This window comes from Pseudomonas fluorescens (assembly GCF_012974785.1).
GTDB lineage: Bacteria > Pseudomonadota > Gammaproteobacteria > Pseudomonadales > Pseudomonadaceae > Aquipseudomonas > Aquipseudomonas fluorescens_BT.
Genome location: NZ_CP027561.1, coordinates 1,281,341 through 1,304,912 on the forward strand (window position 1 = coordinate 1,281,341; position 23,572 = coordinate 1,304,912).

The 23,572-nt window shown below is 60.0% G+C and carries 19 protein-coding genes; 16 read left to right on the forward strand and 3 right to left on the reverse strand.

What is annotated here, in order from left to right; genetic code table 11:
• Window positions 1-63 precede the first annotated feature (63 nt).
• From dnaE to ispD, 8 genes are all read left to right on the forward strand, one after another.
• Window positions 64-3,585, forward strand: coding sequence for a DNA polymerase III subunit alpha (gene dnaE / locus C6Y56_RS05635; protein WP_169429071.1), 3,522 nt, complete (start codon window positions 64-66; stop codon window positions 3,583-3,585).
• Between the two features lie 139 nt (window positions 3,586-3,724).
• Complete coding sequence (locus C6Y56_RS05640; protein WP_011332694.1) at window positions 3,725-4,672, forward strand: acetyl-CoA carboxylase carboxyltransferase subunit alpha; 948 nt, start codon at window positions 3,725-3,727, stop codon at window positions 4,670-4,672.
• A 147-nt stretch (window positions 4,673-4,819) separates the two neighbouring features.
• Window positions 4,820-6,148, forward strand: a complete 1,329-nt coding sequence (tilS, locus tag C6Y56_RS05645) for a tRNA lysidine(34) synthetase TilS (protein WP_169429072.1) — start codon at window positions 4,820-4,822, stop codon at window positions 6,146-6,148.
• A gap of 274 nt (window positions 6,149-6,422) precedes the next feature.
• The gene (locus tag C6Y56_RS05650; RefSeq protein WP_085697338.1) at window positions 6,423-8,054 is read left to right on the forward strand and encodes a CTP synthase; all 1,632 of its coding nucleotides are present in this window, start codon (window positions 6,423-6,425) and stop codon (window positions 8,052-8,054) included.
• A gap of 4 nt (window positions 8,055-8,058) precedes the next feature.
• Window positions 8,059-8,904, forward strand: a complete 846-nt coding sequence (kdsA, locus tag C6Y56_RS05655; protein ID WP_007954807.1) for a 3-deoxy-8-phosphooctulonate synthase — start codon at window positions 8,059-8,061, stop codon at window positions 8,902-8,904.
• Between the two features lie 156 nt (window positions 8,905-9,060).
• Window positions 9,061-10,350 carry a phosphopyruvate hydratase gene (eno, locus tag C6Y56_RS05660; protein ID WP_007954808.1) on the forward strand — a complete coding sequence of 430 codons (1,290 nt, stop codon included), beginning with the start codon at window positions 9,061-9,063 and terminating at the stop codon, window positions 10,348-10,350.
• Between the two features lie 329 nt (window positions 10,351-10,679).
• Window positions 10,680-10,958: a cell division protein FtsB gene (gene ftsB / locus C6Y56_RS05665; protein ID WP_003222158.1), complete on the forward strand. Its 279-nt coding sequence runs from the start codon at window positions 10,680-10,682 to the stop codon at window positions 10,956-10,958.
• The gene (gene ispD, locus C6Y56_RS05670) at window positions 10,955-11,662 is read left to right on the forward strand and encodes a 2-C-methyl-D-erythritol 4-phosphate cytidylyltransferase (protein ID WP_169429073.1); all 708 of its coding nucleotides are present in this window, start codon (window positions 10,955-10,957) and stop codon (window positions 11,660-11,662) included. The genes ftsB and ispD overlap by 4 nt, the downstream gene beginning before the upstream one ends.
• Here the strand turns inward: ispD and C6Y56_RS05675 are convergent.
• Entirely contained in the window at window positions 11,659-12,555 is an 897-nt protein-coding gene (locus tag C6Y56_RS05675) for a LysR substrate-binding domain-containing protein (protein WP_169429074.1), read from the reverse strand. The two genes, ispD and C6Y56_RS05675, sit on opposite strands and share 4 nt — an antisense overlap.
• Before the next feature lie 115 nt (window positions 12,556-12,670).
• On the opposite strand from C6Y56_RS05675, the gene C6Y56_RS05680 reads away from it, so the two are divergent.
• The 8 genes from C6Y56_RS05680 (at window position 12,671) to rpoS (ending at window position 19,876) form a co-directional block, all read left to right on the forward strand.
• Window positions 12,671-13,783 carry an S-(hydroxymethyl)glutathione dehydrogenase/class III alcohol dehydrogenase gene (locus tag C6Y56_RS05680; RefSeq protein WP_169429075.1) on the forward strand — a complete coding sequence of 371 codons (1,113 nt, stop codon included), beginning with the start codon at window positions 12,671-12,673 and terminating at the stop codon, window positions 13,781-13,783.
• A gap of 54 nt (window positions 13,784-13,837) precedes the next feature.
• Complete coding sequence (gene fghA / locus C6Y56_RS05685) at window positions 13,838-14,683, forward strand: S-formylglutathione hydrolase (protein ID WP_169429076.1); 846 nt, start codon at window positions 13,838-13,840, stop codon at window positions 14,681-14,683.
• 43 nt (window positions 14,684-14,726) lie between these two features.
• Complete coding sequence (ispF, locus tag C6Y56_RS05690) at window positions 14,727-15,200, forward strand: 2-C-methyl-D-erythritol 2,4-cyclodiphosphate synthase (protein WP_169429077.1); 474 nt, start codon at window positions 14,727-14,729, stop codon at window positions 15,198-15,200.
• The gene (truD, locus tag C6Y56_RS05695) at window positions 15,197-16,255 is read left to right on the forward strand and encodes a tRNA pseudouridine(13) synthase TruD (RefSeq protein ID WP_134825650.1); all 1,059 of its coding nucleotides are present in this window, start codon (window positions 15,197-15,199) and stop codon (window positions 16,253-16,255) included. Before ispF ends, truD begins: the two co-directional genes overlap by 4 nt.
• Window positions 16,243-16,992: a 5'/3'-nucleotidase SurE gene (gene surE, locus C6Y56_RS05700; protein ID WP_169429078.1), complete on the forward strand. Its 750-nt coding sequence runs from the start codon at window positions 16,243-16,245 to the stop codon at window positions 16,990-16,992. The genes truD and surE overlap by 13 nt, the downstream gene beginning before the upstream one ends.
• A 41-nt stretch (window positions 16,993-17,033) precedes the next feature.
• Complete coding sequence (locus tag C6Y56_RS05705; RefSeq protein WP_169432601.1) at window positions 17,034-17,669, forward strand: protein-L-isoaspartate(D-aspartate) O-methyltransferase; 636 nt, start codon at window positions 17,034-17,036, stop codon at window positions 17,667-17,669.
• A 211-nt stretch (window positions 17,670-17,880) separates the two neighbouring features.
• Complete coding sequence (locus tag C6Y56_RS05710) at window positions 17,881-18,762, forward strand: peptidoglycan DD-metalloendopeptidase family protein (RefSeq protein WP_169429079.1); 882 nt, start codon at window positions 17,881-17,883, stop codon at window positions 18,760-18,762.
• A gap of 106 nt (window positions 18,763-18,868) precedes the next feature.
• Window positions 18,869-19,876, forward strand: a complete 1,008-nt coding sequence (gene rpoS, locus C6Y56_RS05715) for an RNA polymerase sigma factor RpoS (protein WP_007954831.1) — start codon at window positions 18,869-18,871, stop codon at window positions 19,874-19,876.
• Between the two features lie 511 nt (window positions 19,877-20,387).
• Here the strand turns inward: rpoS and fdxA are convergent.
• Together fdxA and mutS are read right to left on the reverse strand one after the other, a co-directional pair.
• A complete protein-coding gene (fdxA, locus tag C6Y56_RS05720) occupies window positions 20,388-20,711 on the reverse strand; it encodes a ferredoxin FdxA (RefSeq protein WP_007908827.1) in 324 nt (107 codons plus the stop codon).
• Window positions 20,712-20,875: 164 nt separating this feature from the next.
• Window positions 20,876-23,458 (reverse strand): DNA mismatch repair protein MutS, encoded by a 2,583-nt coding sequence (mutS, locus tag C6Y56_RS05725; RefSeq protein WP_169429080.1) that lies wholly within the window; start codon window positions 23,456-23,458, stop codon window positions 20,876-20,878.
• Between the last annotated feature and the right edge of the window lie 114 nt (window positions 23,459-23,572).

Consider the following 23,572-nt stretch of genomic DNA (forward strand, 5'->3'; position numbering starts at 1 on the left):
GTTTTATTCTGGGCCCGGTACAATCCGGGCCTTGTTGTTTCTATGTAACTGGACAGGATCACTATGCCGGCTTCATTCGTTCATCTACGCCTGCACACTGAATACTCCCTGGTCGACGGGCTGGTGCGGATCAAGCCGCTGGTCAAGGCCCTGACCGGTATGGGCATGCCGGCCGTTGCGGTTACCGACCAGAACAACATGTGTTCGCTGGTCAAGTTCTATAAAAACGCCATGGGCGCGGGAATCAAACCGATCTGCGGCGCCGACCTGTGGCTGTCGAACAAGGATCCGGACGGGCCGTTGAGCCGGATCAGTCTGCTGGTCATGAATGCCCAGGGCTATCGCAACCTCACCGAGCTGATTTCCCGTGGCTTCATCGACGGTCAGCGCAACGGCATGGTCATCATCGAGCGCGAATGGGTCGCCGAGGCCAACGAAGGCCTGATCATGCTGTCCGCCGCCAAAGAAGGCGAGATCGGCATGGCCATGATCGGCGGCAACCCCGCCGAGGCCGAGGCCCTCACCCGCGAGTGGATGTCGGTGTTCCCGGATCGTTTTTATCTGGAAATCCAGCGTACCAACCGTCCGAACGACGAAGAGCAACTGCACGGTGCCGTGGCCCTGGCCGAGAAGCTCGGTGCGCCACTGGTCGCTACCAACGATGTGCGCTTCATCAAGCAGGAAGACTTCGCCGCCCACGAAACCCGCGTCTGCATCGGTGAGGGCCGGGCCCTCGACGACCCGCGGCGTTCGAAGAACTACAGTGATCAGCAGTACCTGAAAAGCGCCGAGGAAATGGCCGAGCTGTTCAGCGACTTGCCGGATGCGGTGGAAAACACCGTCGAGATCGCCAAGCGCTGCAACATCGACGTGAAGCTGGGCAAACACTTCCTGCCGGACTATCCGATTCCCGATGGCATGACCATCGACGAGTATTTCCGCAAGGTATCGTTTGACGGTCTGGAAGAGCGTCTCAGCGTACTGCTGCCCAAGGACACCACTGAAGATTACGAGGCCAAGCGACAGGTCTACGTCGACCGGCTGAATTTCGAGCTGGATATCATCATCCAGATGGGGTTCCCCGGTTACTTCCTGATCGTGATGGACTTTATCCAGTGGGCCAAGAACAACGGTGTGCCGGTGGGCCCTGGCCGGGGGTCGGGTGCCGGATCGCTGGTGGCCTATGTACAGAAGATCACCGACCTCGACCCGCTGGAATATGACCTGCTGTTCGAACGTTTCCTCAACCCGGAACGGGTATCGATGCCGGACTTCGACGTCGACTTCTGCATGGACGGTCGCGACCGGGTAATCGATTATGTGGCCGAAAAATACGGCCGCAATGCGGTGAGCCAGATCATCACTTTCGGTTCCATGGCGGCGAAGGCTGTGGTGCGAGACGTGGCGCGGGCCCAAGGCAAGTCGTTCGGCCTGGCGGATCGCCTGTCGAAGATGATTCCGTTCGAAGTCGGCATGACCCTGGAAAAAGCCTACGAGCAGGAAGAAATCCTGCGCGACTTCATCAAGGTGGATGAAGAAGCGGCGGAAATCTGGGAGATGGCGCGCAAGCTCGAAGGCGTGGTGCGTAACGTCGGTAAACACGCCGGTGGTGTGGTGATCGCGCCGACCAAACTGACCGACTTCTCGCCGATTTATTGCGACGAGGCCGGCGACGGTCTGGTGACCCAGTTCGACAAGGATGATGTGGAGGCGGCCGGTCTGGTGAAGTTCGACTTCCTCGGTCTGCGGACCCTGACGATCATCGACTGGGCACTGAAAACCATCAACCGTGACCGCGCCAAGGTCAACGAGCCGCCGCTGGACATCGCGTTCATCCCGCTGGATGACAAGCCGACGTATCAACTGCTGCAAAAAGCTGAAACCACCGCGGTATTCCAGCTCGAATCCCGCGGCATGAAAGAGCTGATCAAAAAGCTCAAGCCCGACTGCCTCGAAGACTTGATCGCACTGGTGGCCCTGTTCCGTCCGGGCCCGCTGCAGTCCGGCATGGTGGATGACTTCATCAACCGCAAGCATGGTCGCGCGGAACTGGCGTATCCGCACCCGGATTACCAGTACGAAGGCCTGCAACCGGTGCTGGCGCCGACCTACGGCATCATCCTGTATCAGGAACAGGTGATGCAGATCGCCCAGGTCATGGCCGGTTACACCCTCGGTGGTGCGGACATGCTGCGTCGGGCGATGGGTAAGAAAAAACCCGAGGAAATGGCCAAGCAGCGCGGCGGTTTCATTGAGGGCTGTGCGTCGAACAATATCGACGCGGACCTGGCGGGTAACATTTTCGACCTGGTGGAAAAATTCGCCGGTTACGGCTTCAACAAATCCCACTCCGCCGCCTACGGTCTGGTGTCGTACCAGACCGCCTGGCTGAAAGCTCACTACCCGGCGCCGTTCATGGCTGCGGTGCTTTCGGCGGATATGCACAACACCGACAAGGTCGTGACCTTGATCGAGGAAGTGCGCACGATGAAGCTGCGCCTCGATGCGCCGGACGTGAACACGTCGGAATTCAAGTTCACGGTGAACGACGAAGGCCGCATCGTGTATGGCCTGGGCGCGATCAAAGGCGTCGGCGAAGGCCCGGTGGAAGCAATCACCGAGGCTCGTCAGGCCGGCCCGTTCAAGGACTTGTTCGACTTCTGCGCCCGGGTCGACCTCAAACGTATCAACAAGCGCACGCTGGACGGTCTGATCCGCAGCGGCGCGCTGGATCGCCTCGGCCCGTACTTCCACGACGAGCAGAAGGCGTATCAGGCCAACATCGACCGTAACCGCGCGGTGTTGCTGGCGGCGATGGAAGAGGCGATCAAGTCGGCCGAGCAGACTGCCCGTACCCGTGACAGCGGCCATGCCGACCTGTTTGGCGGGTTGTTCGTCGAAGAGGACGCGGACGTTTACGCGATCCACCGCAAGGCGAAAGAGCTGACCCTCAAGGAGCGGCTCAAAGGTGAAAAAGACACCTTGGGCCTGTACCTGACCGGTCACCCGATCGATGAATACGAAGGTGAAATCCGCCGTTTCGCCCGCCAGCGCATCATCGATCTGAAACCGGCCCGGGACACCCAGACCGTGGCGGGGATGATCATTGCCCTGCGGGTGATGAAGAACAAAAAGGGCGACAAGATGGGCTTCATCACCCTCGACGACCGCTCCGGGCGGATCGAGGCGTCGCTGTTTGCCGATGCGTTCCATTCTGCGCAATCGCTGTTGCAGACCGATGCGATGGTGGTGGTCGAAGGCGAGGTCAGCAACGACGACTTCTCCGGCGGCCTGCGCCTGCGGGTCAAACGGGTGATGAGCATGGAAGATGCGCGCACCAACCTGGCCGAGAGCCTGCGCCTGAAGTTGCAGACCCAGGATCTGAAAGGCGATCAGCTACGCTGGTTGGGGGATTTGCTCAAGCGTCACCGCGGGGCGTGCCCGATTACCATGGAGTACACCAGCCCTGATGCGAAGACCTTGCTGCAGTTTGGCGAGACCTGGCGGATCGACCCGGCGGATGCCTTGATTCAAGCCCTGCGTGACCAGTTCGGGCGAGACAACGTCTTCCTCCAATACCGTTGACCGGCAGGTGAGAACACGCCGCCTGCCCACAACCTGAATTTTTAATCTCGACCTCAGCGCGCCTCTCCCTTAAGGTAGGGCGCGAATAGACAACCGGCCGGCCCAAGCTCAATTGGGACACGACCCAAGACGGACGCCTATGAACCCGAATTTCCTGGATTTCGAACAGCCGATCGCCGACCTGCAAGCCAAGATCGAAGAGTTGCGCTTGGTCGGTAATGACAATTCGCTGAATATCGGCGATGAGATCTCCCGCCTGCAGGACAAGAGCAAGACGCTCACCGAAGACATCTTCGGCAAGCTGACCAGCTGGCAGATCGCACGTCTGGCACGTCACCCGAAACGTCCCTACACCCTGGACTACATCGAGCACATCTTCACCGAGTTCGACGAGCTGCACGGTGATCGTCACTTCTCCGACGACGCGGCCATTGTAGGCGGCGTGGCACGTCTGGAAGACCAGCCAGTGATGGTGATCGGTCACCAGAAGGGCCGTGAAGTGCGTGAAAAGGTACGCCGCAACTTCGGCATGCCGCGTCCGGAAGGCTACCGCAAGGCGTGCCGCCTGATGGAAATGGCCGAGCGTTTCAAGATGCCGATCCTGACCTTCATCGACACCCCGGGCGCCTACCCTGGCATCGATGCTGAAGAGCGCAACCAGAGCGAAGCGATTGCCTGGAACCTGCGCGTCATGGCCCGCCTGAAAACCCCGATCATCGCCACCGTGATTGGTGAAGGTGGTTCCGGCGGTGCACTGGCGATCGGTGTGTGCGACCAGCTGAACATGCTGCAGTACTCGACCTACGCGGTGATCTCGCCGGAAGGCTGCGCTTCGATTCTGTGGAAAACCGCAGAAAAGGCGCCGGATGCCGCTGAAGCGATGGGCATCACCGCCGAGCGTCTGAAAGGCCTGGGCATCGTCGACAAGGTGATCAGCGAGCCTCTGGGCGGCGCCCACCGTGATCCGGCCGCTGCCGCAGCATCGATCCGCGCCGAGCTGAGCTCGCAACTGGCGATGCTGAAGAAGTTCGACAACGAAGCGCTGCTCAAGCGTCGTTATGATCGTCTGATGAGCTACGGCCTCTGATCGAACGCCGTTTTGGCTGACAACGCAAAACACTGTGGGAGCGGGCTTGCCCGCGAATGCGATGTAACATTCAACGACTGTGTTGGCTGTTTCACCGCTTTCGCGAGCAAGCCCGCTCCCGCTTTTGGTTTGTGAAAAGGTAGAAAAATGGGTCAGCCCTCGATTGATTTACCTTCCAGGCTTTTGGGCAGTCTCAAGCCCTGGCTCGATGCGGCTCATTGGCGTATCGCTTTCTCGGGTGGCCTCGATTCCACCGTCCTGCTGCACCTTCTGGCAACTCTGGCCAAAACCGAATCCCTTCCGTTGCTAAGCGCCATCCATGTCCATCACGGCCTTCAGGCTGTGGCGGATGCGTGGCCGGAGCATTGTCAGTCTGTCTGTGACGGCGTGGGCGTGCCATTGACGGTTGTTCACGTCACCGTGCCAAAGGGTGCCAGCCTGGAGCGCGCGGCGCGGGATGCGCGTTACGCGGTGTTCAGTGCAGCAACCCGGGTCAATGATGTGTTGCTGACTGGCCAGCACCGCGACGATCAAGCCGAAACGCTGCTGTTCCGTCTGCTGCGTGGTGCCGGGGTTCGGGGTCTCTCCGGCATGCCAGCCCGGCGTGCGCTGGGGCAGGGCAGTCTGGTTCGGCCCTTGCTCGACGTCACGCGTGCTGAACTTGAAGCCTATGCGCAGGAACATCAGCTGCACTGGGTAGACGACCCGTCGAATCAGGATCGACAGTTCTCGCGCAACTACCTGCGTCATCAGGTCATGCCGCTGCTGACCGGTCGCTGGCCGCAGGCACACGCCAGCATGGCCCGCAGTGCGGCACATCTGCGCGAGGCGCAGGGCTTGCTTGATGAGTTGGCGCAGATCGATCTGAAGTCAGCGATGACATCCAGCGAGTTTGCATGGCTGGGAGTGCCATCCCTGGAGCTTGCAGCCATGGCGGGACTGTCGGCTGCGCGCCAGCGAAATGCACTCAGTCACTGGCTCGAACCGCATACGCGACTGCCGGACACCGACCATTGGTCGGGTTGGGTGGACCTGCGCGATGCCGGCAACGATGCTTCGGCGGTCTGGCGTCTGGCTGATGGCGAGTTGCACCGCAGCGCCGGTCGCCTGTGGTGGCTCAGCGGCCATTGGCTGCGTACGCCGGCGGTCTGCGGCGACTGGCAGGCGCCGTCGCTGGCGCTACGCTTGCCCGATAACGGGCGTGTCATGTTCACCGGTCAGACTCCCGCAGGAGCACTGCAGATCCGCTATCGTCAGGGCGGTGAAGTGATGCATCTGACGGATCGCGGACATCGCGATCTCAAGCGTCTGCTCAATGAGCGCGCGGTGCCGGCCTTCGTGCGTGGCAGATTGCCGCTGCTGTTTCGCGGTGAAGAATTGCTCGCCGTGGCGAACCTGCCGGGGCTCGACGGCAATGCGCTGGAAGGCTGGCGATTGCATTGGCAGCCTTCGGACGAAGATCAAGGTTTGAGATGAAGGGGGCATTCCGGTAGACTACGCTCCCTTCTTGATACAACTTCTGTGGATTCGCCTGAATTGCAGGAGTTGCCGATTACCAAGCAGTCTTTGCTGGGCGATTCCAAAAAATGTGTAGCGAGCAACGTACCGGTGTTTTCACTTCCGGTCTGTCCCAACGCGGCGGTTTTTTTGAAAGGTGCACTGTGATTAATGCAGGTGATCGGGGGCTTCGGCCTTCCTTCGCTTTCCCCGGCGGCTCGGACCGCTTTAACGCAGACTTCTAGGGTTTTTCATGACGCGCTACATATTCGTCACGGGCGGTGTTGTTTCTTCTTTGGGGAAAGGCATTGCATCGGCTTCATTGGCGGCCATCCTGGAGGCGCGGGGGCTTAAGGTCACCATGCTGAAGCTGGATCCGTACATCAACGTCGACCCGGGCACCATGAGCCCGTTCCAGCACGGTGAAGTGTTCGTCACCCACGACGGCGCCGAGACCGACCTGGACCTGGGCCACTACGAGCGGTTCATCCGCACGACCATGACCCAGAACAACAACTTCACCACCGGCCGTGTCTACGAGCACGTGCTGCGCAAAGAGCGCCGTGGTGACTACCTGGGTGCAACCATCCAGGTGATTCCGCACATCACCGACGAAATCAAGCGTCGCATCATCAAGGGTGCCGGCGATGCCGACGTGGCCCTGGTGGAAATCGGCGGTACCGTTGGCGACATCGAATCGCAACCGTTCCTCGAAGCCATCCGCCAGTTGCGTGTGGAAGTCGGTTCCAAGCGCGCGATGCTGATGCACCTGACTCTGGTGCCGTACATCGCCACCGCGGGCGAAACCAAAACCAAGCCGACCCAGCACTCCGTGAAGGAACTGCGTTCGATCGGTCTGCAGCCAGACGTGCTGATCTGCCGCTCCGACCATCCGGTGGATGTGTCGTCGCGCCGCAAGATCGCGCTGTTCACCAACGTTGAAGAGCGTGCGGTGATCTCCCTGGAAGACGTCGACACCATCTACAAGATCCCGGCCGTGCTGCACGCTCAGGGTCTGGACGATTTCGTCGTCGAGCGTTTCGGCCTGCAATGCAATGGCGCCGACCTGTCCGAGTGGGAAAAGGTCGTCGATGCCAAGCTGAACCCGGAGCACGAAGTCACCATCGCGATGGTCGGCAAGTACATGGAACTGCTGGACGCCTACAAGTCGCTGATCGAAGCGATGAGTCACGCCGGCATCACCAACCGTACCAAGGTCAACCTGCGCTACATCGATTCCGAAGACATCGAGAACCAGGGCACTGCGCTGCTGGAAGGCGTCGACGCGATCCTCGTACCGGGCGGCTTCGGTCTGCGTGGCGTGGAAGGCAAGATCACTGCCGTTCAATACGCTCGCGAAAACAAGGTTCCGTACCTGGGGATCTGCCTGGGCATGCAAGTGGCGGTCATCGAGTTCGCCCGTAACGTGCTGGGCTGGAAAGACGCAAACTCCACCGAGTTTGATCGCGCCAGCGGCCATCCGGTTGTCGGTCTGATCACCGAGTGGGAAGACGCCACCGGTGCTGTTGAAGTGCGTACCGAAGCGTCCGACCTGGGCGGCACCATGCGCCTCGGCGCTCAGGAATGCCTGCTCGAACCCGGCTCCAAGGTGCACGACTGCTACGGCAAGGATGTGATTGTCGAGCGTCACCGTCACCGTTACGAAGTGAACAACAACCTGCTGCCGCAGATCATCGAGGCCGGCCTGAAAATCTCCGGTCGCTCTTCCGATGCAGCGCTGGTTGAAGTGGTCGAAGCACCGGATCATCCATGGTTCGTCGCTTGCCAGTTCCACCCGGAATTCACCTCGACTCCGCGTGACGGTCACCCGCTGTTCAGCGGTTTCGTGAAAGCAGCGTTGGCTCAACACCAGAAGAAGGCGTAACCCGATGGCACAGAAGATCATCCGCGTCGGCGACATCGAGATTGCCAACGACAAACCCATGGTGCTGTTCGGCGGCATGAACGTGCTGGAAAGCCGTGACATGGCCATGCAGGTTTGCGAAGAGTATGTGAAGGTCACCGAAAAACTCGGTATCCCTTATGTGTTCAAGGCCAGCTTCGACAAGGCCAACCGTTCTTCTGTGACCTCCTATCGCGGTCCTGGCCTGGAAGAGGGCATGCGCATCTTCCAGGACATCAAACAAGCCTTCGGCGTGCCGATCATCACCGACGTCCACGAGCCTGACCAGGCCGCGGTCGTCGCCGAGGTCTGCGACATCATCCAGCTGCCGGCCTTCCTGTCGCGCCAGACCGATCTGGTCGTCGCGATGGCCAAGACCAATGCCGTCATCAACATCAAGAAAGCCCAGTTCCTCGCGCCTCAGGAAATGAAACACATCCTGAACAAGTGCGTGGAAGCGGGTAACGATCAGTTGATCCTCTGCGAGCGCGGTTCGAGCTTCGGTTACAACAACCTCGTGGTCGACATGCTCGGCTTCGGCATCATGAAGCAGTTCGAGTACCCGGTATTCTTCGACGTGACCCATTCGCTGCAAATGCCTGGCGGTCGTTCCGACTCCGCCGGCGGTCGCCGCGCCCAGGTCACCGACCTGGCCAAGGCTGGCATGAGCCAGTCGCTGGCGGGTCTGTTCCTCGAAGCGCACCCGGACCCGGACAACGCCAAATGCGACGGCCCTTGCGCCTTGCGTCTGGACAAACTGGAGCCATTCCTGGCCCAGCTCAAAGCCCTGGACGAACTGGTGAAGAGTTTTCCGACGGTAGAAACCGCGTAAACCTCAATTCTCCGGTAAAGTACCGCACGATTTGTCGCTCATGCCCTCGGGTATGAGCGTTGTCGTCTGCAAGCTGCCCGCTGCACACCACTTGCCGACGGTCAAAAGATTTCCTCTAGCTGCGTCGTTTTCGTCAACTTTGGAGTGTTTACAACAATGGCAAAAATCGTCGACATCAAAGGTCGTGAAGTTCTCGACTCCCGTGGCAATCCCACCGTGGAAGCGGACGTGCTTCTCGACAACGGCATCATCGGCAGCGCTTGCGCGCCGTCCGGTGCATCCACTGGCTCGCGTGAAGCGCTCGAGCTGCGTGATGGCGACAAGAGCCGTTACCTGGGCAAGGGCGTGCTCAAGGCGGTAGCCAACATCAACGGTCCGATCCGCGATCTGCTGCTGGGCACCGACCCAAGCGACCAGAAAGCCCTGGATCACGCGATGATCAAGCTCGACGGTACCGAAAACAAAGCGACCCTGGGCGCCAACGCCATCCTCGCCGTGTCCCTGGCTGCGGCCAAGGCGGCTGCACAGGATCAGGACCTGCCGCTGTACGCACACATCGCCAACCTGAACGGCACCCCGGGTGTGTACTCGATGCCGGTTCCGATGATGAACATCATCAACGGCGGCGAACACGCCGACAACAACGTCGACATCCAGGAATTCATGGTTCAGCCGGTTGGCGCCAAGTCTTTCTCGGAAGGTCTGCGCATGGGCACCGAGATTTTCCATCACCTGAAAGCCGTTCTGAAGGCCCGTGGCCTGAGCACTGCTGTGGGTGACGAAGGCGGTTTCGCGCCGAACCTGGCTTCCAATGAAGACGCGCTGAAAGTGATCTCCGAAGCTGTCGCCAACGCCGGCTACAAGCTGGGCACCGACGTGACCCTGGCTCTGGACTGCGCAGCCAGCGAATTCTTCGAAGACGGCAAGTACAACCTGTCCGGCGAAGGCCAGGTGTTCACCGCTGAAGGTTTCGCCGACTACCTCAAAGGTCTGACCGAGCGTTACCCGATCATCTCGATCGAAGACGGTCTGGACGAGTCCGACTGGGCTGGCTGGAAGATCCTTACCGACAAGATCGGCGAGAAGACCCAACTGGTCGGCGACGATCTGTTCGTGACCAACACCAAGATCCTGAAAGAAGGCATCGATAAAAAGATCGCCAACTCGATCCTGATCAAGTTCAACCAGATCGGCACCCTGACCGAAACCCTGGAAGCCATCCAGATGGCCAAGGCTGCCGGTTACACCGCCGTGATCTCGCACCGTTCGGGCGAAACCGAAGATTCGACCATTGCCGACCTGGCTGTGGGCACTTCGGCTGGCCAGATCAAGACCGGTTCGCTGTGCCGTTCCGACCGCGTTTCCAAGTACAACCAACTGCTGCGTATCGAAGAGCAGTTGAATGGCAAGGCCAAGTACAACGGTCGCTCCGAGTTCCGCGGCTGATTAAGTGCCCTGCCTCACCAATACTGCTTCATTTTGGCGGCGCCTGTTGCCGTCACGCAGCGTTGCCGCTCCTCGCCATAGCGCGCTATGACTCGTCGCGGCGCCTTGCTTGACGGCAACAGTCACTCGCCAAAAGTGAAGCGTATTGGTGAAGCAAGGCACACATGTTAAAAAGACACCGGATTGTGTCGGAAAAGTCGTGACAGCGATGGATTTGCCACTAATCTGATGCCTTATATGCACAAGCCTGGATATTCCAGGCTTCGTGCTATCAGATGCTTCAAAGTTTTTTGCGTGGCTGTCTTTTTTCACTGGATACCTGATATTCGATGCGCAGTCCTTACTGGTTGTTTCTCGTCTTGCTCTTGCTGCTGGCCGGTCTGCAGTACCGCCTGTGGGTGGGCAATGGCAGTCTGGCGCAAGTCGCCGAACTGAATCAGCAGATTGCTGATCAACACGCCGAGAACGAAGCCTTGCTGGAGCGCAATCGGGTGATGGACGCTGAAGTCAGCGAGTTGAAGAAAGGTATGGAGACCGTTGAAGAACGGGCTCGTCACGAACTGGGCATGGTCAAGGACGGCGAAACCCTTTACCAGTTGGCCCAATGATCGATTCTCTGCCGGCCTTCTGGGCCGTGATTCCTGCCGCGGGCGTCGGTGCCCGTATGGCCGCGGACCGTCCCAAGCAATACCTGCAACTGGGCGGGCGCACCATTCTTGAACACAGCCTCGGCTGTTTCCTCGATCACCCGAGCCTCAAGGGCCTGGTGGTCAGTCTTGCCGTTGATGATCCTTATTGGCCGAACTTGGCCAGCGCCAGCGATCCGCGAATTCAACGGGTCGACGGTGGTGCCGAACGTTCCGGCTCCGTGCTCAACGCCTTGCTGCATTTGCACGCGCAAGGTGCTGATGACGAGGACTGGGTGTTGGTGCACGATGCGGCGCGGCCGAACCTGAGCCGTGACGATCTCGACAAATTGCTCGCTGAGCTGGCGAACGATCCGGTCGGTGGTTTGCTGGCTGTGCCGGCGAAGGACACCCTGAAACGGGTCGACAAGCACGGTCGTGTGGTGGAAACCGTGGATCGCAGCGTGATCTGGCAGGCCTACACGCCGCAGATGTTTCGCCTGGGTGCCTTGCACCGGGCACTGGCGGACAGTCTGGTGGCCGATGCGCTGATCACCGATGAAGCCTCGGCGATGGAGTGGGCCGGCATGGCGCCGCGTCTGATCGAGGGCCGTGCGGATAACCTGAAAGTCACCCGTCCGGAAGACTTGGAATGGTTGCGCCAGCGCTGGGCCAACCGTCGTTAAATCCGGTACTCCGGCCGCTCGGCCAAACCTTCCTTGAGAAAATCCACCAGTTTGCGCACCTTCGGCGACAAGTGCCGCTGCTGCGGATACAGCGCCCACACCGCCGTATTCGGCGGTTGATGCGCTTCCAGCAAAGAGATCAACGCGCCGCTGTGCAGATGTTCCAGCACGTAATAGTCCGGCAATTGACACAGTCCGACACCTTGTAGCGCCGCATCCAGCACCGCTTGCCCACTGTTGCAGCGCCAGTTTCCCTGCACCCGCTGGGAAAATTCCCGCCCGTTCTGTTCAAGTTGCCAGATGTCCGAGCTGCCGATCAGGCAATTGTGTCGACTCAGTTCCGACAAGCTGTGTGGCCGACCATACCGTTCGAGGTAGGACGGCGATGCGCAGAGGTACATGCGCCGTGGGGCCAGTCGAGTTGCTACCAGGCGGGAATCCTGAAGGCGCCCGAGGCGGATCGCCAGGTCCAGGCCTTCGTGCACCAGGTCGAGTTGGCGGTTGGTCAGTTCGATATCAATGCGCAGTTGCGGGTAATACCCCATGAACCGGGTCACCAGCGGCACGATGAAGCGCTCGCCATAAGCCACGGCGCAGGTCATGCGCAGCATGCCTTTGGGTTCGCTGGTCAAATCACCGACTGCACGCAGCGCCTCTTCGCGACCATCCTGCAGGCGCTGGCAATGTTGCAAAAACGTCTGGCCAGCTTCGGTCAGGGTGACGCGCCGGGTGCTGCGATACAGCAGCCGCGTCTGCAAACGCTCTTCCAGCCGTACGATTTGTCGACTGATGTGCGAGGAAGAAACGCCCAGGCGTTCGGCAGCGGCGGTGAACTGGCTGCATTCGGCTACGGCGACGAACTCGTCGATGCCTTCCCAGCGGTTTTCGGACATGGGGATTATCCCTGTATGGCAATAATGTTTTGCTTTTGTCCGGATTATTCATCAAGCAGCGCTGGACTACACTCCCTGTCTGGTTTTTATTCAATGGATTCACTGGAGAGTCAGCATGATCAAGTCGCGCGCCGCCGTTGCCTTCGAGGCCAAGAAGCCGCTGGAAATCGTAGAAGTCGATGTCGCCATGCCCAAGGCCGGTGAAGTGTTGTTGCGCGTGGTGGCTTCCGGGGTTTGCCACACTGACGCCTACACCCTGTCGGGCGCTGACCCGGAAGGTATTTTCCCGTCGATCCTCGGCCATGAAGGCGGCGCAATCGTTGAAGCGATCGGCGAAGGCGTGACTTCCGTGGCCGTCGGCGACCACGTGATTCCGCTGTACACCCCGGAATGCGGCCAGTGCAAATTCTGCAAGTCGGGCAAGACCAACCTGTGTCAGGCGATTCGCGCCACTCAGGGCAAGGGCCTGATGCCGGACGGCACTTCGCGCTTTTCCTACAAGGGCCAAACGATTTTCCACTACATGGGTACTTCGACGTTCTCCGAGTACACCGTGCTGCCGGAAATCTCCGTGGCCAAGATCTCCAAGGATGCCCCGCTGGAAAAGGTCTGCCTGCTCGGTTGCGGCGTGACCACCGGTATCGGTGCGGTGATCAACACCGCCAAGGTCAAACCGGGTGACACCGTGGCGATCTTCGGTCTCGGCGGCATCGGTCTGTCGGCCGTGATTGGTGCAGTGAAGGCCAAGGCCTCGCGCATCGTCGCCATCGACATCAACCCGGCCAAATTCGAAATCGCCAAACAACTGGGTGCCACCGACTGCGTGAACCCGAAAGACTTCGATCGTCCTATCCAGGAAGTGATCGTCGACATGACCGACGGCGGCGTCGACTTCTCCTTCGAATGCATCGGCAACGTGCAACTGATGCGCGCAGCCCTCGAGTGCTGCCATAAAGGTTGGGGCGAGTCGGTGATCATCGGCGTTGCCGGTGCCGGCCAGGAAATCGCCACCCGTCCGTTCCAGCTGGTGACCGGTCGCGTCTGGCGCGGTTCGGCATTCGGCGGCGTGCGTGGCCGTACCGAATTGCCAAGCTACGTCGACATGGCGCAAAGCGGCGAGATCCCGCTGGACACTTTCATCACCCACACCATGGGGCTGGAAGACATCAACAAGGCCTTCGACCTGATGCACGAAGGCAAGAGCATCCGCACCGTCATTCATTTCTGATCAATCGCGATGCCACGGCTGCAATGCGCAGCCGTGGCTGCGTAGGAGTCCTACATGAGTCTGGAAAACATCTCCTGTCAGAAGAGTTTCGGTGGCTGGCACAAGCGCTATCGCCATCGCTCCGATGTGCTGGGCTGCGACATGGTGTTCGCCGTGTATCTGCCGCCGCAGGCAGAGCAGGGCGGCAAACTGCCGGTGCTGTACTGGCTGTCGGGCCTGACCTGCACGGACGAAAACTTCATGCAGAAGGCCGGTGCCATGCGCATGGCGGCCGAGCTGGGGTTGATCATTGTGGCACCGGACACCAGCCCTCGTGGCTCCGACGTTCCGGGGGATCCGGATGGCGCGTGGGATTTCGGTCTGGGCGCCGGGTTCTATCTGAATGCCACGCAGGAGCCGTGGTCGCGGCACTATCGGATGCATGACTACGTCGTGCAGGAATTGCCTTCACTGGTTGAAGCGCATTTCCCGGCCTCGGACAAACGCAGCATCAGCGGCCATTCCATGGGCGGTCACGGCGCATTGGTTTGTGCATTGCGCAATCCGGGGCGTTACCAGTCGGTGTCGGCGTTTTCGCCGATCAACAACCCTATGGATTGCCCGTGGGGGCAAAAGGCGTTCTCCCGCTATCTGGGCGAAGACCGTTCGAAGTGGCGCGAGTGGGATGCCTGTGCACTGATTGCCGAGGCGGACGAGAAACTGCCACTGCTGGCCGATCAGGGTGATCGCGACGACTTCCTCGCCACCCAGCTCAAACCGGAAGCGCTGCAACAAGCGGCAAAACAGGCGGGGCATCCGCTGACGTTGCGCCTGCAACCGGGTTATGACCACAGCTATTTCTTCATTGCGAGCTTCATTGACGACCACTTGCAGCATCACGCGCGCGCCCTCAAGGGCTAATGCAGGTAGAATCACGCCCTGACAAAAATCGGGGCGTTTTTTTATGCGTATTGGCCACGGCTATGATGTGCACCGTTTCGCTGAAGGCGATTTCATTACTCTGGGCGGCGTGCGAATCGCACACGGCTTCGGGCTGCTCGCCCACTCCGACGGTGACGTCCTGCTGCACGCCTTGAGCGATGCCTTGCTCGGCGCGGCTGCGTTAGGTGACATTGGCAAACACTTCCCGGACACCGACCCGCAATTCAAGGGCGCCGACAGCCGTGTGCTGTTGCGTCATGTGGTCAGTCTGATCCACGCCAAAGGCTGGAAGGTCGGCAACGTCGACAACACCATCGTTGCCCAGGCCCCGAAAATGGCCCCCCATATCGAATCGATGCGCGCGCTGATTGCCGCGGATCTGCAAGTAGAACTGGATCTAGTGAACGTAAAAGCCACCACCACCGAGAAGCTTGGCTTCGTCGGTCGCGAAGAAGGCATCGCCGTGCATTCCGTTGCCTTGTTGTTGCGCGCATGAACGAACTGCAACTGCTGGGCCCGCGGGCCTATGGCGACGCCCTTGGCACCGCGGTACTGAAAGCCATCGCCGAAGATTTCCAGGTCGATGAAGTCCTCGACATTCCGTTCAGCGGTGACGGCGAGCACCTGTGGATCTGGGTGGAAAAGCGCGGTCTGAACACCGAGGAAGCGGCTCGACGCATTGCCAAGGCCGCCGGTGTGCCGCTGCGCACGGTCAGCTATGCCGGCCTGAAAGACCGTCAGGCGCTGACGCGCCAGTGGTTCAGCGTGCAATTGCCGGGCAAGGCCGACCCGGATCTGTCGGCGGCGGAAAACGACACGCTGAAGATCCTCAAAACCACCCGCCACAAACGCAAGCTGCAACGCGGCGCGCATTCGGCCAACGGTTTCACCTTGCGCCTGACCCAGTTCAATGGCGACAAGGCCGCCATTGACGAGCGCCTGCAACAGATTGCCAAACAAGGTATCCCGAACTACTTCGGCGCCCAGCGTTTCGGCCATGACGGCGGCAATGTGGTCGACGCTCGTTCATGGGCAGCGCGCAAGGCTTTGCCGGAGCAGCGCAATGTGCGTTCGCGCCTGCTGTCGACCGCCCGCAGTTTTCTGTTCAACCAGGTGCTGGCGGCGCGTGTTGCCGATGGCACCTGGCAGCGCGCCCAGGTCGGCGATCTGCTGGCGTTCACCGACAGCCGCAGCTTTTTCCCGGCGGGTGTTGCCGAATGCAGCGACCCGCGCCTGGCGATTCTCGACCTGCATCCGACCGGCCCGCAGTGGGGCGAAGGTGACTCACCGGCCGCCGGCGCTGTCCATGATCTGGAGCAGGCAATTGCCGCACGCGAGGCGGATCTGCGCGATTGGTTGATTAATGCCGGTATGAGCCACGAACGTCGTATCCTGCGGCTGCCCATTGGCGGGTTGACGTGGCATTATCCCGAGCCTGACATTCTGCAACTGGAATTCGTCCTCCCGGCCGGATGCTTCGCCACCGTATTGGTGCGCGAACTCGTTGATCTGGTGCCGGTGGGGCAGACGGACAGCCCATGCGTATTCTGATTTCAAACGACGATGGGGTAACCGCACCCGGTCTCGCCGCGCTTTATGCTGCGCTGGCGGATTACACCGAATGCGTGGTTATCGCCCCGGAGCAGGACAAGAGCGGCGCCAGCAGTTCGCTGACGCTGGATCGTCCGCTGCACCCGCAATACCTGGCCAATGGCTTCATCAGCCTAAACGGTACGCCGACCGACTGCATACATCTGGGACTCAACGGCCTGCTGGAGCGCCAGCCGGACATGGTGGTCTCGGGCATCAACCTCGGCGCCAACCTGGGCGACGACGTGCTGTATTCCGGAACGGTGGCGGCAGCCCTCGAGGGCCGTTTTCTCGAGCGACCGTCGTTTGCCTTCTCGCTGGTTTCCCGGCAGGTGGACAATCTGCCCACGGCCGCCCACTTTGCGCACAAACTGATCGAGGCCCACGCCGGGCTCGATCTGCCACCGCGTACGGTATTGAACGTGAACATTCCCAACCTGCCGATCGATCACATTCGTGGCATTCAGTTGACGCGCCTGGGGCATCGCGCCCGTGCGGCAGCGCCGATGAAAGTGGTCGATCCCCGTGGCAAGGCCGGTTACTGGATCGCCGCCGCCGGCGATGCAGAGGACGGCGGGCCGGGCACCGATTTCCACGCGGTGATGCAGGGCTACGTTTCCATCACTCCGTTGCAGCTCGATCGCACCTTCAATGATGCTTTCAGAAGTCTCGACGGCTGGCTGGAGGGGCTCAACTGATGGCTCGTGAACACGACGACCGGTTGCGCAGTGGTATCGGGATGACCTCCCAGCGCACCCGTGAACGCCTGATTCAGCGACTGTATGAAGAAGGCTTGTCCAACGCGAACGTGCTGGAAGTGATCCGCCGCACGCCGCGTCATCTCTTCGTCGACGAAGCGCTGGCGCACCGTGCTTATGAAGACACCGCGCTGCCGATCGGCCACAACCAGACCATCTCCCAGCCTTATATGGTCGCGCGCATGAGCGAGCTGCTGCTCGAGGCGGGGCCGCTGGACAAGGTGCTGGAGATCGGCACCGGTTCCGGTTACCAGACCGCTGTGTTGTCGCAACTGGTCGAGCGGGTGTTCTCGGTGGAGCGCATCAAGGTGCTGCAGGACCGGGCCAAGGAACGACTGGTCGAGCTCAACCTGCGTAACGTGGTGTTCCGCTGGGGTGATGGCTGGGAAGGCTGGCCGGCGCTGGCGCCGTACAACGGCATCATCGTCACCGCAGTGGCGACCGATGTGCCGCAGGCGCTGCTCGATCAACTGGCACCGGGCGGGCGGATGGTCATCCCGGTCGGCTCGGGCGAAGTTCAGCAATTGATGTTGATCGTGCGCGAAGAAAACGGCTTTTCCCGACACGTCCTCGGGGCGGTGCGTTTTGTGCCATTGCTCAACGGGCCTCTGGCCTGAGCATTTGTTTTTCGGCGCTGAATTCCTTGCGAGTGCACCTGTCTTACACCGGCACCGATTGTTTAAACAGAATTCATCGTCCATGAGCAAACGTGTGCGCCGAGCGATAACGCTTCATTAAAGGTAAAGCCGCATTCGCCCGTTATACTTGCGACGTTACAGGCCGAAATCGGCATTCCACATTTTTCAGCCACCACAAAGGGAGCGGCGGGTGAGTCTCACAGTCATTGCGCAGCGTATGGGTAACACGAGCTTTCAGCGCCTGGTGACTGGCCTTGTCTTGAGCACCTTGCTGGTCGGTTGCTCCAGCACCAAATCGAACAACGTTCGGGTCGTCGATCGCAACAACGCGGTCGCCCAGCGTCCTACAGTGACGACCGGACAGTATGTAGTCCGTCCGGGTGACACGATGTTTTCCATCGCGTTTCGCTACGGCTGGGACTATAAAGCCCTCGCTGCCCGGAACAATATTCCTACGCCGTACACGATCCACCCGGGTCAGACGATTCGCTTTGATGGGCGCCCGGGTTCAACGTCGACTGCGGTGGCCAGCAGCAGTGGTTCGGCACCGTCTTCGTCGAGCAAAACCACGATAATCCGGCGCCAGGCGAATGGCACGACGACCACCACAACCACCGGTTCCGGGGCCGCTTCGACGACGGTTGTACCGTCCGTCGCCAACAAGCCGGCACCGGCTCCATTGCCTCCACCGGGCCCAGCCCCGACCGGCTGGGGATGGCCATCTAATGGCATTCTGATTGGTAAATTCTCTTCAAACGGTAGTTTGAATAAAGGAATTGATATCGCCGGAGATTTGGGACAGCCTGTTTTAGCTGCGTCTGATGGGACTGTGGTTTACGCCGGGAGTGGCTTAAGGGGCTACGGCGAATTAGTCATCATCAAACACAGCGAAACCTACGTCAGTGCTTACGGACACAACCGTCGGCTGTTGGTACGGGAGGGGCAGCAGGTCAAAGTCGGACAGACAATTGCCGAAATGGGGTCAACGGGTACAGACCGGGTGAAACTGCATTTTGAGATTCGCCGACAAGGTAAACCTGTAGATCCGCTGCAGTTCCTGCCAAGACGTTGATTTGCAGACCAGCCTGTTCTTTCACGTAGAGGGGACAGGCTCCAGCGTTGCCAAGGATAAAGGCGCCGCTTGAGCTTGGGGTCGAACTCACCAAAGGACTATAACAATGGCTCTCAGTAAAGAAGTGCCGGAGTTTGACATCGACGATGAGGTTCTCCTGATGGAGACCGGCATCGATTCGGATTCGATGTCGAATGATGAAGGGGCTGCTCCACCTTCCGTTCGTGCCAAATCCAAACACTCCGCTTCACTTAAACAACACAAGTACATCGACTACACCCGGGCACTCGATGCCACGCAGCTGTACCTCAACGAAATCGGCTTTTCCCCATTGCTCTCCCCGGAGGAAGAAGTTCATTTTGCGCGTCTGTCGCAAAGTGGCGACCCCGCCGGGCGCAAGCGCATGATTGAAAGTAACCTGCGGCTGGTGGTCAAGATCGCCCGGCGTTACGTCAACCGGGGGCTGTCGCTGCTGGATCTGATCGAAGAGGGCAACCTCGGGCTGATCCGGGCGGTGGAAAAGTTCGATCCCGAGCGCGGCTTCCGCTTCTCGACCTACGCGACCTGGTGGATCCGTCAGACCATCGAGCGCGCGATCATGAATCAAACCCGGACGATCCGGCTGCCGATTCATGTGGTCAAGGAACTCAACGTGTACCTGCGGGCGGCACGGGAGCTGACGCAAAAACTCGATCACGAACCTTCACCCGAAGAAATCGCCAACCTGCTGGAAAAACCGGTGGGCGAAGTCAAGCGCATGCTGGGCCTGAACGAGCGGGTTTCTTCGGTCGACGTCTCGCTGGGTCCGGATTCGGATAAAACCCTGCTGGACACCCTCACGGACGACCGTCCGACCGATCCATGCGAACTGCTGCAGGATGACGATCTGTCGCAGAGCATCGATCAATGGCTCTCGGAGCTGACCGACAAGCAACGCGAGGTGGTGGTACGCCGCTTCGGTCTGCGCGGTCACGAGAGCAGCACGCTGGAAGATGTAGGCCTGGAGATCGGCCTGACCCGGGAACGGGTGAGACAGATCCAGGTGGAAGGCCTCAAGCGCCTGCGGGAAATCCTTGAGAAAAACGGCCTGTCGAGCGAGTCGCTGTTCCAGTAAGCGTTCTGCATGACCGCCAACAAAAAGCCCCGACCGTTCGGGGCTTTTTGTTGGCCGGCTCTGGCGAGCGGCCTGGAACCTGACGATCGGTCGTCATTTCCCGGGTTTGTAGTCTCGCGGTGTAAGCCCTGGCTTACTCTTTCGTAAGTGTTCGTTATTTTTACACTGCGGAAGACATCCATTGCGCTGTGGAGACGTGATCAAGTTTTTGATTTATATGAATATTTTCAAATGTTAAATGCTTATGACACGAGACTTTACCGGAACGGGCCGGTTGCCCAAACCGGGGAACTCTTTAGTATCTGGGTTGTGTCGACGGATAGACACGCCCTTCACGGAAGAGGGGAATGGACATCGCAGGACGCGATTCATCAGGACGATGAAAAGGAACACAGGGAATAGGGAAAAAATGTGGGCGGGTCAAACCGCCCCTTTTTTTTGCCTGTAGAAAAGCAAAACGCAGAAAAGCAAAAAGGCCCTCATGAGGCCTTTTGCGTGAACGCGGGGGTAATCAGCGTTCGAGGTCTTTGATCTTGCCTTTGACACCATCCCACTCTTCGGCGTCTGGCAGCGATTCTTTCTTCTCGGTGATGTTCGGCCAGATTTCGGCCAATTCAACGTTCAGCTGAATGAACTCCTGCATTTCTTCCGGAACTTCGTCCTCGGAGAAAATGGCGACGGCCGGGCATTCCGGTTCGCACAGTGCGCAGTCGATGCATTCATCCGGGTGAATCACCAGGAAGTTCGGGCCTTCGTAAAAGCAGTCCACCGGACAGACTTCTACGCAGTCGGTGTACTTGCACTTGATGCAGTTGTCGGTGACGACGAAGGTCATTTCTAATTTTCTCCTCAGGCGGCGGCAGCGTTGCCCCTTCACGGTTGGGGTCGCCAGGTTCGGGAGCGATGTCTGCCAGCCAGGCTAAATAGCCAGCAGCATCCCGAACCGCGCGAGATTCTAACAGCTTGAAGCCGTTTGCGTTATATCCGGTTCTTCAGTGCTTAGATCCGGTTCTTAAGTGCATATAACATTTCGAGTGCCCGGCGCGGTGTCACGTCATCGAGATCCAGCTTGGCCAATTCGTCCAGTACCGGGTGCGGCAGGCTGGCGAACATGTCGCTCTGTTGCGGGGCGGCCGGCTTGCCTTTGACGGCCGGCTTTGGCGCTTCATGAGGCAGCGCAGTGTCTTCCAGTCGGCTCAAGTGCTCGCGGGCTCGCGCGATCACTTCGCTGGGTACACCGGCCAGTTGCGCCACGGCCAGGCCATAGCTCTGGCTCGCCGGCCCCGGCAGGACATGGTGCAGGAACACGATACGTTCGTTGTGTTCGGTCGCGTTGAGATGCACGTTGGCAACTAGCGGCTCGGCTTCCGGCAACACGGTCAGTTCGAAATAGTGCGTGGCAAATAGAGTATAGGCGCGCAAATGCGCCAGTCGCTCGGCCGCCGCCCATGCCAGCGACAAGCCGTCGAACGTGCTGGTGCCGCGACCCACTTCGTCCATCAGCACCAGGCTGCGTTCGGTGGCGTTGTGCAGGATGTTGGCGGTTTCGCTCATTTCCACCATGAAGGTCGAGCGGCCGCCGGCCAGGTCGTCGCTGGAACCGATGCGGGTGAAAATCCGGTCCACCAGCGACAGTTCGCAGCTGGCCGCTGGCACGAAGCTGCCGATGTGCGCCAACAGCACGATCAACGCGGTCTGGCGCATATAGGTGGATTTACCGCCCATGTTCGGACCGGTGATCACCAGCATCCGGGTGTTGTCGTCCAGGCTCAGATCGTTGGCCACGAACGGTGTGGTCAGCACTTGCTCGACCACCGGATGGCGACCCTGGTTGATGCGCATGCACGGTTCGCTGACGAAGGTCGGGCAATTCAGGTCGAGATTCAGAGCACGTTCGGCGAGATTGCTCAGCACATCCAGTTCTGCCAGCGCACCAGCGGTGTCCTGCAGCGGCGGCAACTGGCTGATCAAATCTTCCAGCAACGCCTCATAGAGCATCTTCTCGCGAGCCAGGGCGCGGCTCTTGGCCGACAGTGCCTTGTCCTCGAACTCTTTCAGCTCGGGAGTAATGAAGCGCTCTGCGCCCTTCAGGGTCTGACGACGGATATAGTCCGCCGGAGCCGATTCAGCCTGCTTGCTGGGCAATTCGATGAAGTAGCCGTGAATCCGGTTGTAACCGACTTTCAGGTTGGCCAGGCCGGTACGGGCCTTTTCCCGGGCTTCCAGATCGATCAGGAATTGTCCGGCGTTTTCGCTCAGCGACTGCAGCTCGTCGAGTTCGCTGTCGTAACCGGTTTTCAGCACGCCGCCATCACGGATCACCGCCGGTGGATTGTCGATAATGGCTTTTTCCAGCAGCGCTGCCAGTTCCGGGTAGGTGCTGGTGGTGCTTGCCAGATGTTGCAGGTGCGGCGCTTCGAGGTCGGTCATCGCCACTTGCAGTTCAGGCAGGGCGCCGAGTGCGTCACGCAGACGGGCGAGGTCGCGAGGACGGGCATTGCGCAGACCGATCCGGGCGAGAATCCGCTCGATGTCACCGATCTCTTTCAACTGTGGTTGCAGTTTTTCGAAACGATAACCGTCGAGCAGGCAACGGATCGAGGTCTGGCGCGCCAGCAGCACGGTGAGATCGCGCAGTGGGCGGTTCAGCCAGCGGGTCAGCAAGCGGCTGCCCATGGCGGTCTGGCAACGGTCGACCACCGATTGCAGGGTGTTGTCGCGGCCACCGGCCAGGTTGGTGTCGAGTTCGAGGTTGCGGCGGCTGGCACCGTCCAGCACCACGGTGTCGTCCAGCCGTTCATGACGCAGGCTGCGCAGGTGGGGCAGGGCGGTACGCTGGGTTTCCTTGGCGTACGCCAGCAGGCAACCGGCAGCGCCGATGGCCAGGGTCAACGTTTCGCAGCCGAAACCTTTCAGATCCTGGGTCGAAAACTGCTGGCAGAGACTTTTCAGCGCCGAGTCGCGCTCGAAATCCCACGGTGCGCGGCGGCGAACGCCTCGGCGTTTTTCCGCCGGCAGATCCTTTGGCCAGTCATCCGGGATCAGCAGCTCGACCGGGTTGACCCGCTCAAGCTCCGCCAACAGGTTTTCCCAACCCTTGATTTCCAGCACGGTGAAGTTGCCGCTGGTGATGTCCAGTACCGCGAGGCCGAACAGGCGCTCGTCCCCCAGCACCGCCGCGATCAGGTTGTCGCGACGCTCATCCAGCAATGCCTCATCGCTGACCGTGCCCGGGGTGATGATTCGCACTACCTGACGCTCGACCGGGCCCTTGCTGGTGGCCGGGTCGCCAACCTGCTCGCAGATCACTACCGACTCGCCCAGCTTGACCAGTTTCGCCAGATAGCCTTCCGCCGCGTGATACGGAATCCCGCACATCGGAATTGCCTGCCCTGCCGACTGCCCGCGGGCGGTCAGGGTGATGTCCAGCAACTTGGCCGCCTTCTTCGCGTCTTCGTAGAAGATCTCGTAGAAGTCGCCCATGCGGTAGAACATCAGCTGGTCCGGGTGCTGATTCTTCAGGCGCCAGTACTGCTGCATCATCGGAGTGTGGGAGGACAGGTCGGAGACGGCTTTATTCATCGGATTGTCAGGTAACTCGTTGGAAGATGTGGGGCAAAAGCGGGGCGGTCGCCGGGCTTTTCCGCGATGGGCGCAAGGTTACCATGGGCGGTCTGTTGGACGCAGGCATCGCGG

Coding starts and splice junctions, on each gene's coding strand:
- dnaE (WP_169429071.1), top strand. CDS start 64: ATGCCGGCTTCATTCGTTCATCTACGCCTGCACACTGAATACTCCCTG.
- C6Y56_RS05640 (WP_011332694.1), top strand. CDS start 3,725: ATGAACCCGAATTTCCTGGATTTCGAACAGCCGATCGCCGACCTGCAA.
- tilS (WP_169429072.1), top strand. CDS start 4,820: ATGGGTCAGCCCTCGATTGATTTACCTTCCAGGCTTTTGGGCAGTCTC.
- C6Y56_RS05650 (WP_085697338.1), top strand. CDS start 6,423: ATGACGCGCTACATATTCGTCACGGGCGGTGTTGTTTCTTCTTTGGGG.
- kdsA (WP_007954807.1), top strand. CDS start 8,059: ATGGCACAGAAGATCATCCGCGTCGGCGACATCGAGATTGCCAACGAC.
- eno (WP_007954808.1), top strand. CDS start 9,061: ATGGCAAAAATCGTCGACATCAAAGGTCGTGAAGTTCTCGACTCCCGT.
- ftsB (WP_003222158.1), top strand. CDS start 10,680: ATGCGCAGTCCTTACTGGTTGTTTCTCGTCTTGCTCTTGCTGCTGGCC.
- ispD (WP_169429073.1), top strand. CDS start 10,955: ATGATCGATTCTCTGCCGGCCTTCTGGGCCGTGATTCCTGCCGCGGGC.
- C6Y56_RS05675 (WP_169429074.1), bottom strand. CDS start 12,555: ATGTCCGAAAACCGCTGGGAAGGCATCGACGAGTTCGTCGCCGTAGCC.
- C6Y56_RS05680 (WP_169429075.1), top strand. CDS start 12,671: ATGATCAAGTCGCGCGCCGCCGTTGCCTTCGAGGCCAAGAAGCCGCTG.
- fghA (WP_169429076.1), top strand. CDS start 13,838: ATGAGTCTGGAAAACATCTCCTGTCAGAAGAGTTTCGGTGGCTGGCAC.
- ispF (WP_169429077.1), top strand. CDS start 14,727: ATGCGTATTGGCCACGGCTATGATGTGCACCGTTTCGCTGAAGGCGAT.
- truD (WP_134825650.1), top strand. CDS start 15,197: ATGAACGAACTGCAACTGCTGGGCCCGCGGGCCTATGGCGACGCCCTT.
- surE (WP_169429078.1), top strand. CDS start 16,243: ATGCGTATTCTGATTTCAAACGACGATGGGGTAACCGCACCCGGTCTC.
- C6Y56_RS05705 (WP_169432601.1), top strand. CDS start 17,034: ATGACCTCCCAGCGCACCCGTGAACGCCTGATTCAGCGACTGTATGAA.
- rpoS (WP_007954831.1), top strand. CDS start 18,869: ATGGCTCTCAGTAAAGAAGTGCCGGAGTTTGACATCGACGATGAGGTT.
- fdxA (WP_007908827.1), bottom strand. CDS start 20,711: ATGACCTTCGTCGTCACCGACAACTGCATCAAGTGCAAGTACACCGAC.
- mutS (WP_169429080.1), bottom strand. CDS start 23,458: ATGAATAAAGCCGTCTCCGACCTGTCCTCCCACACTCCGATGATGCAG.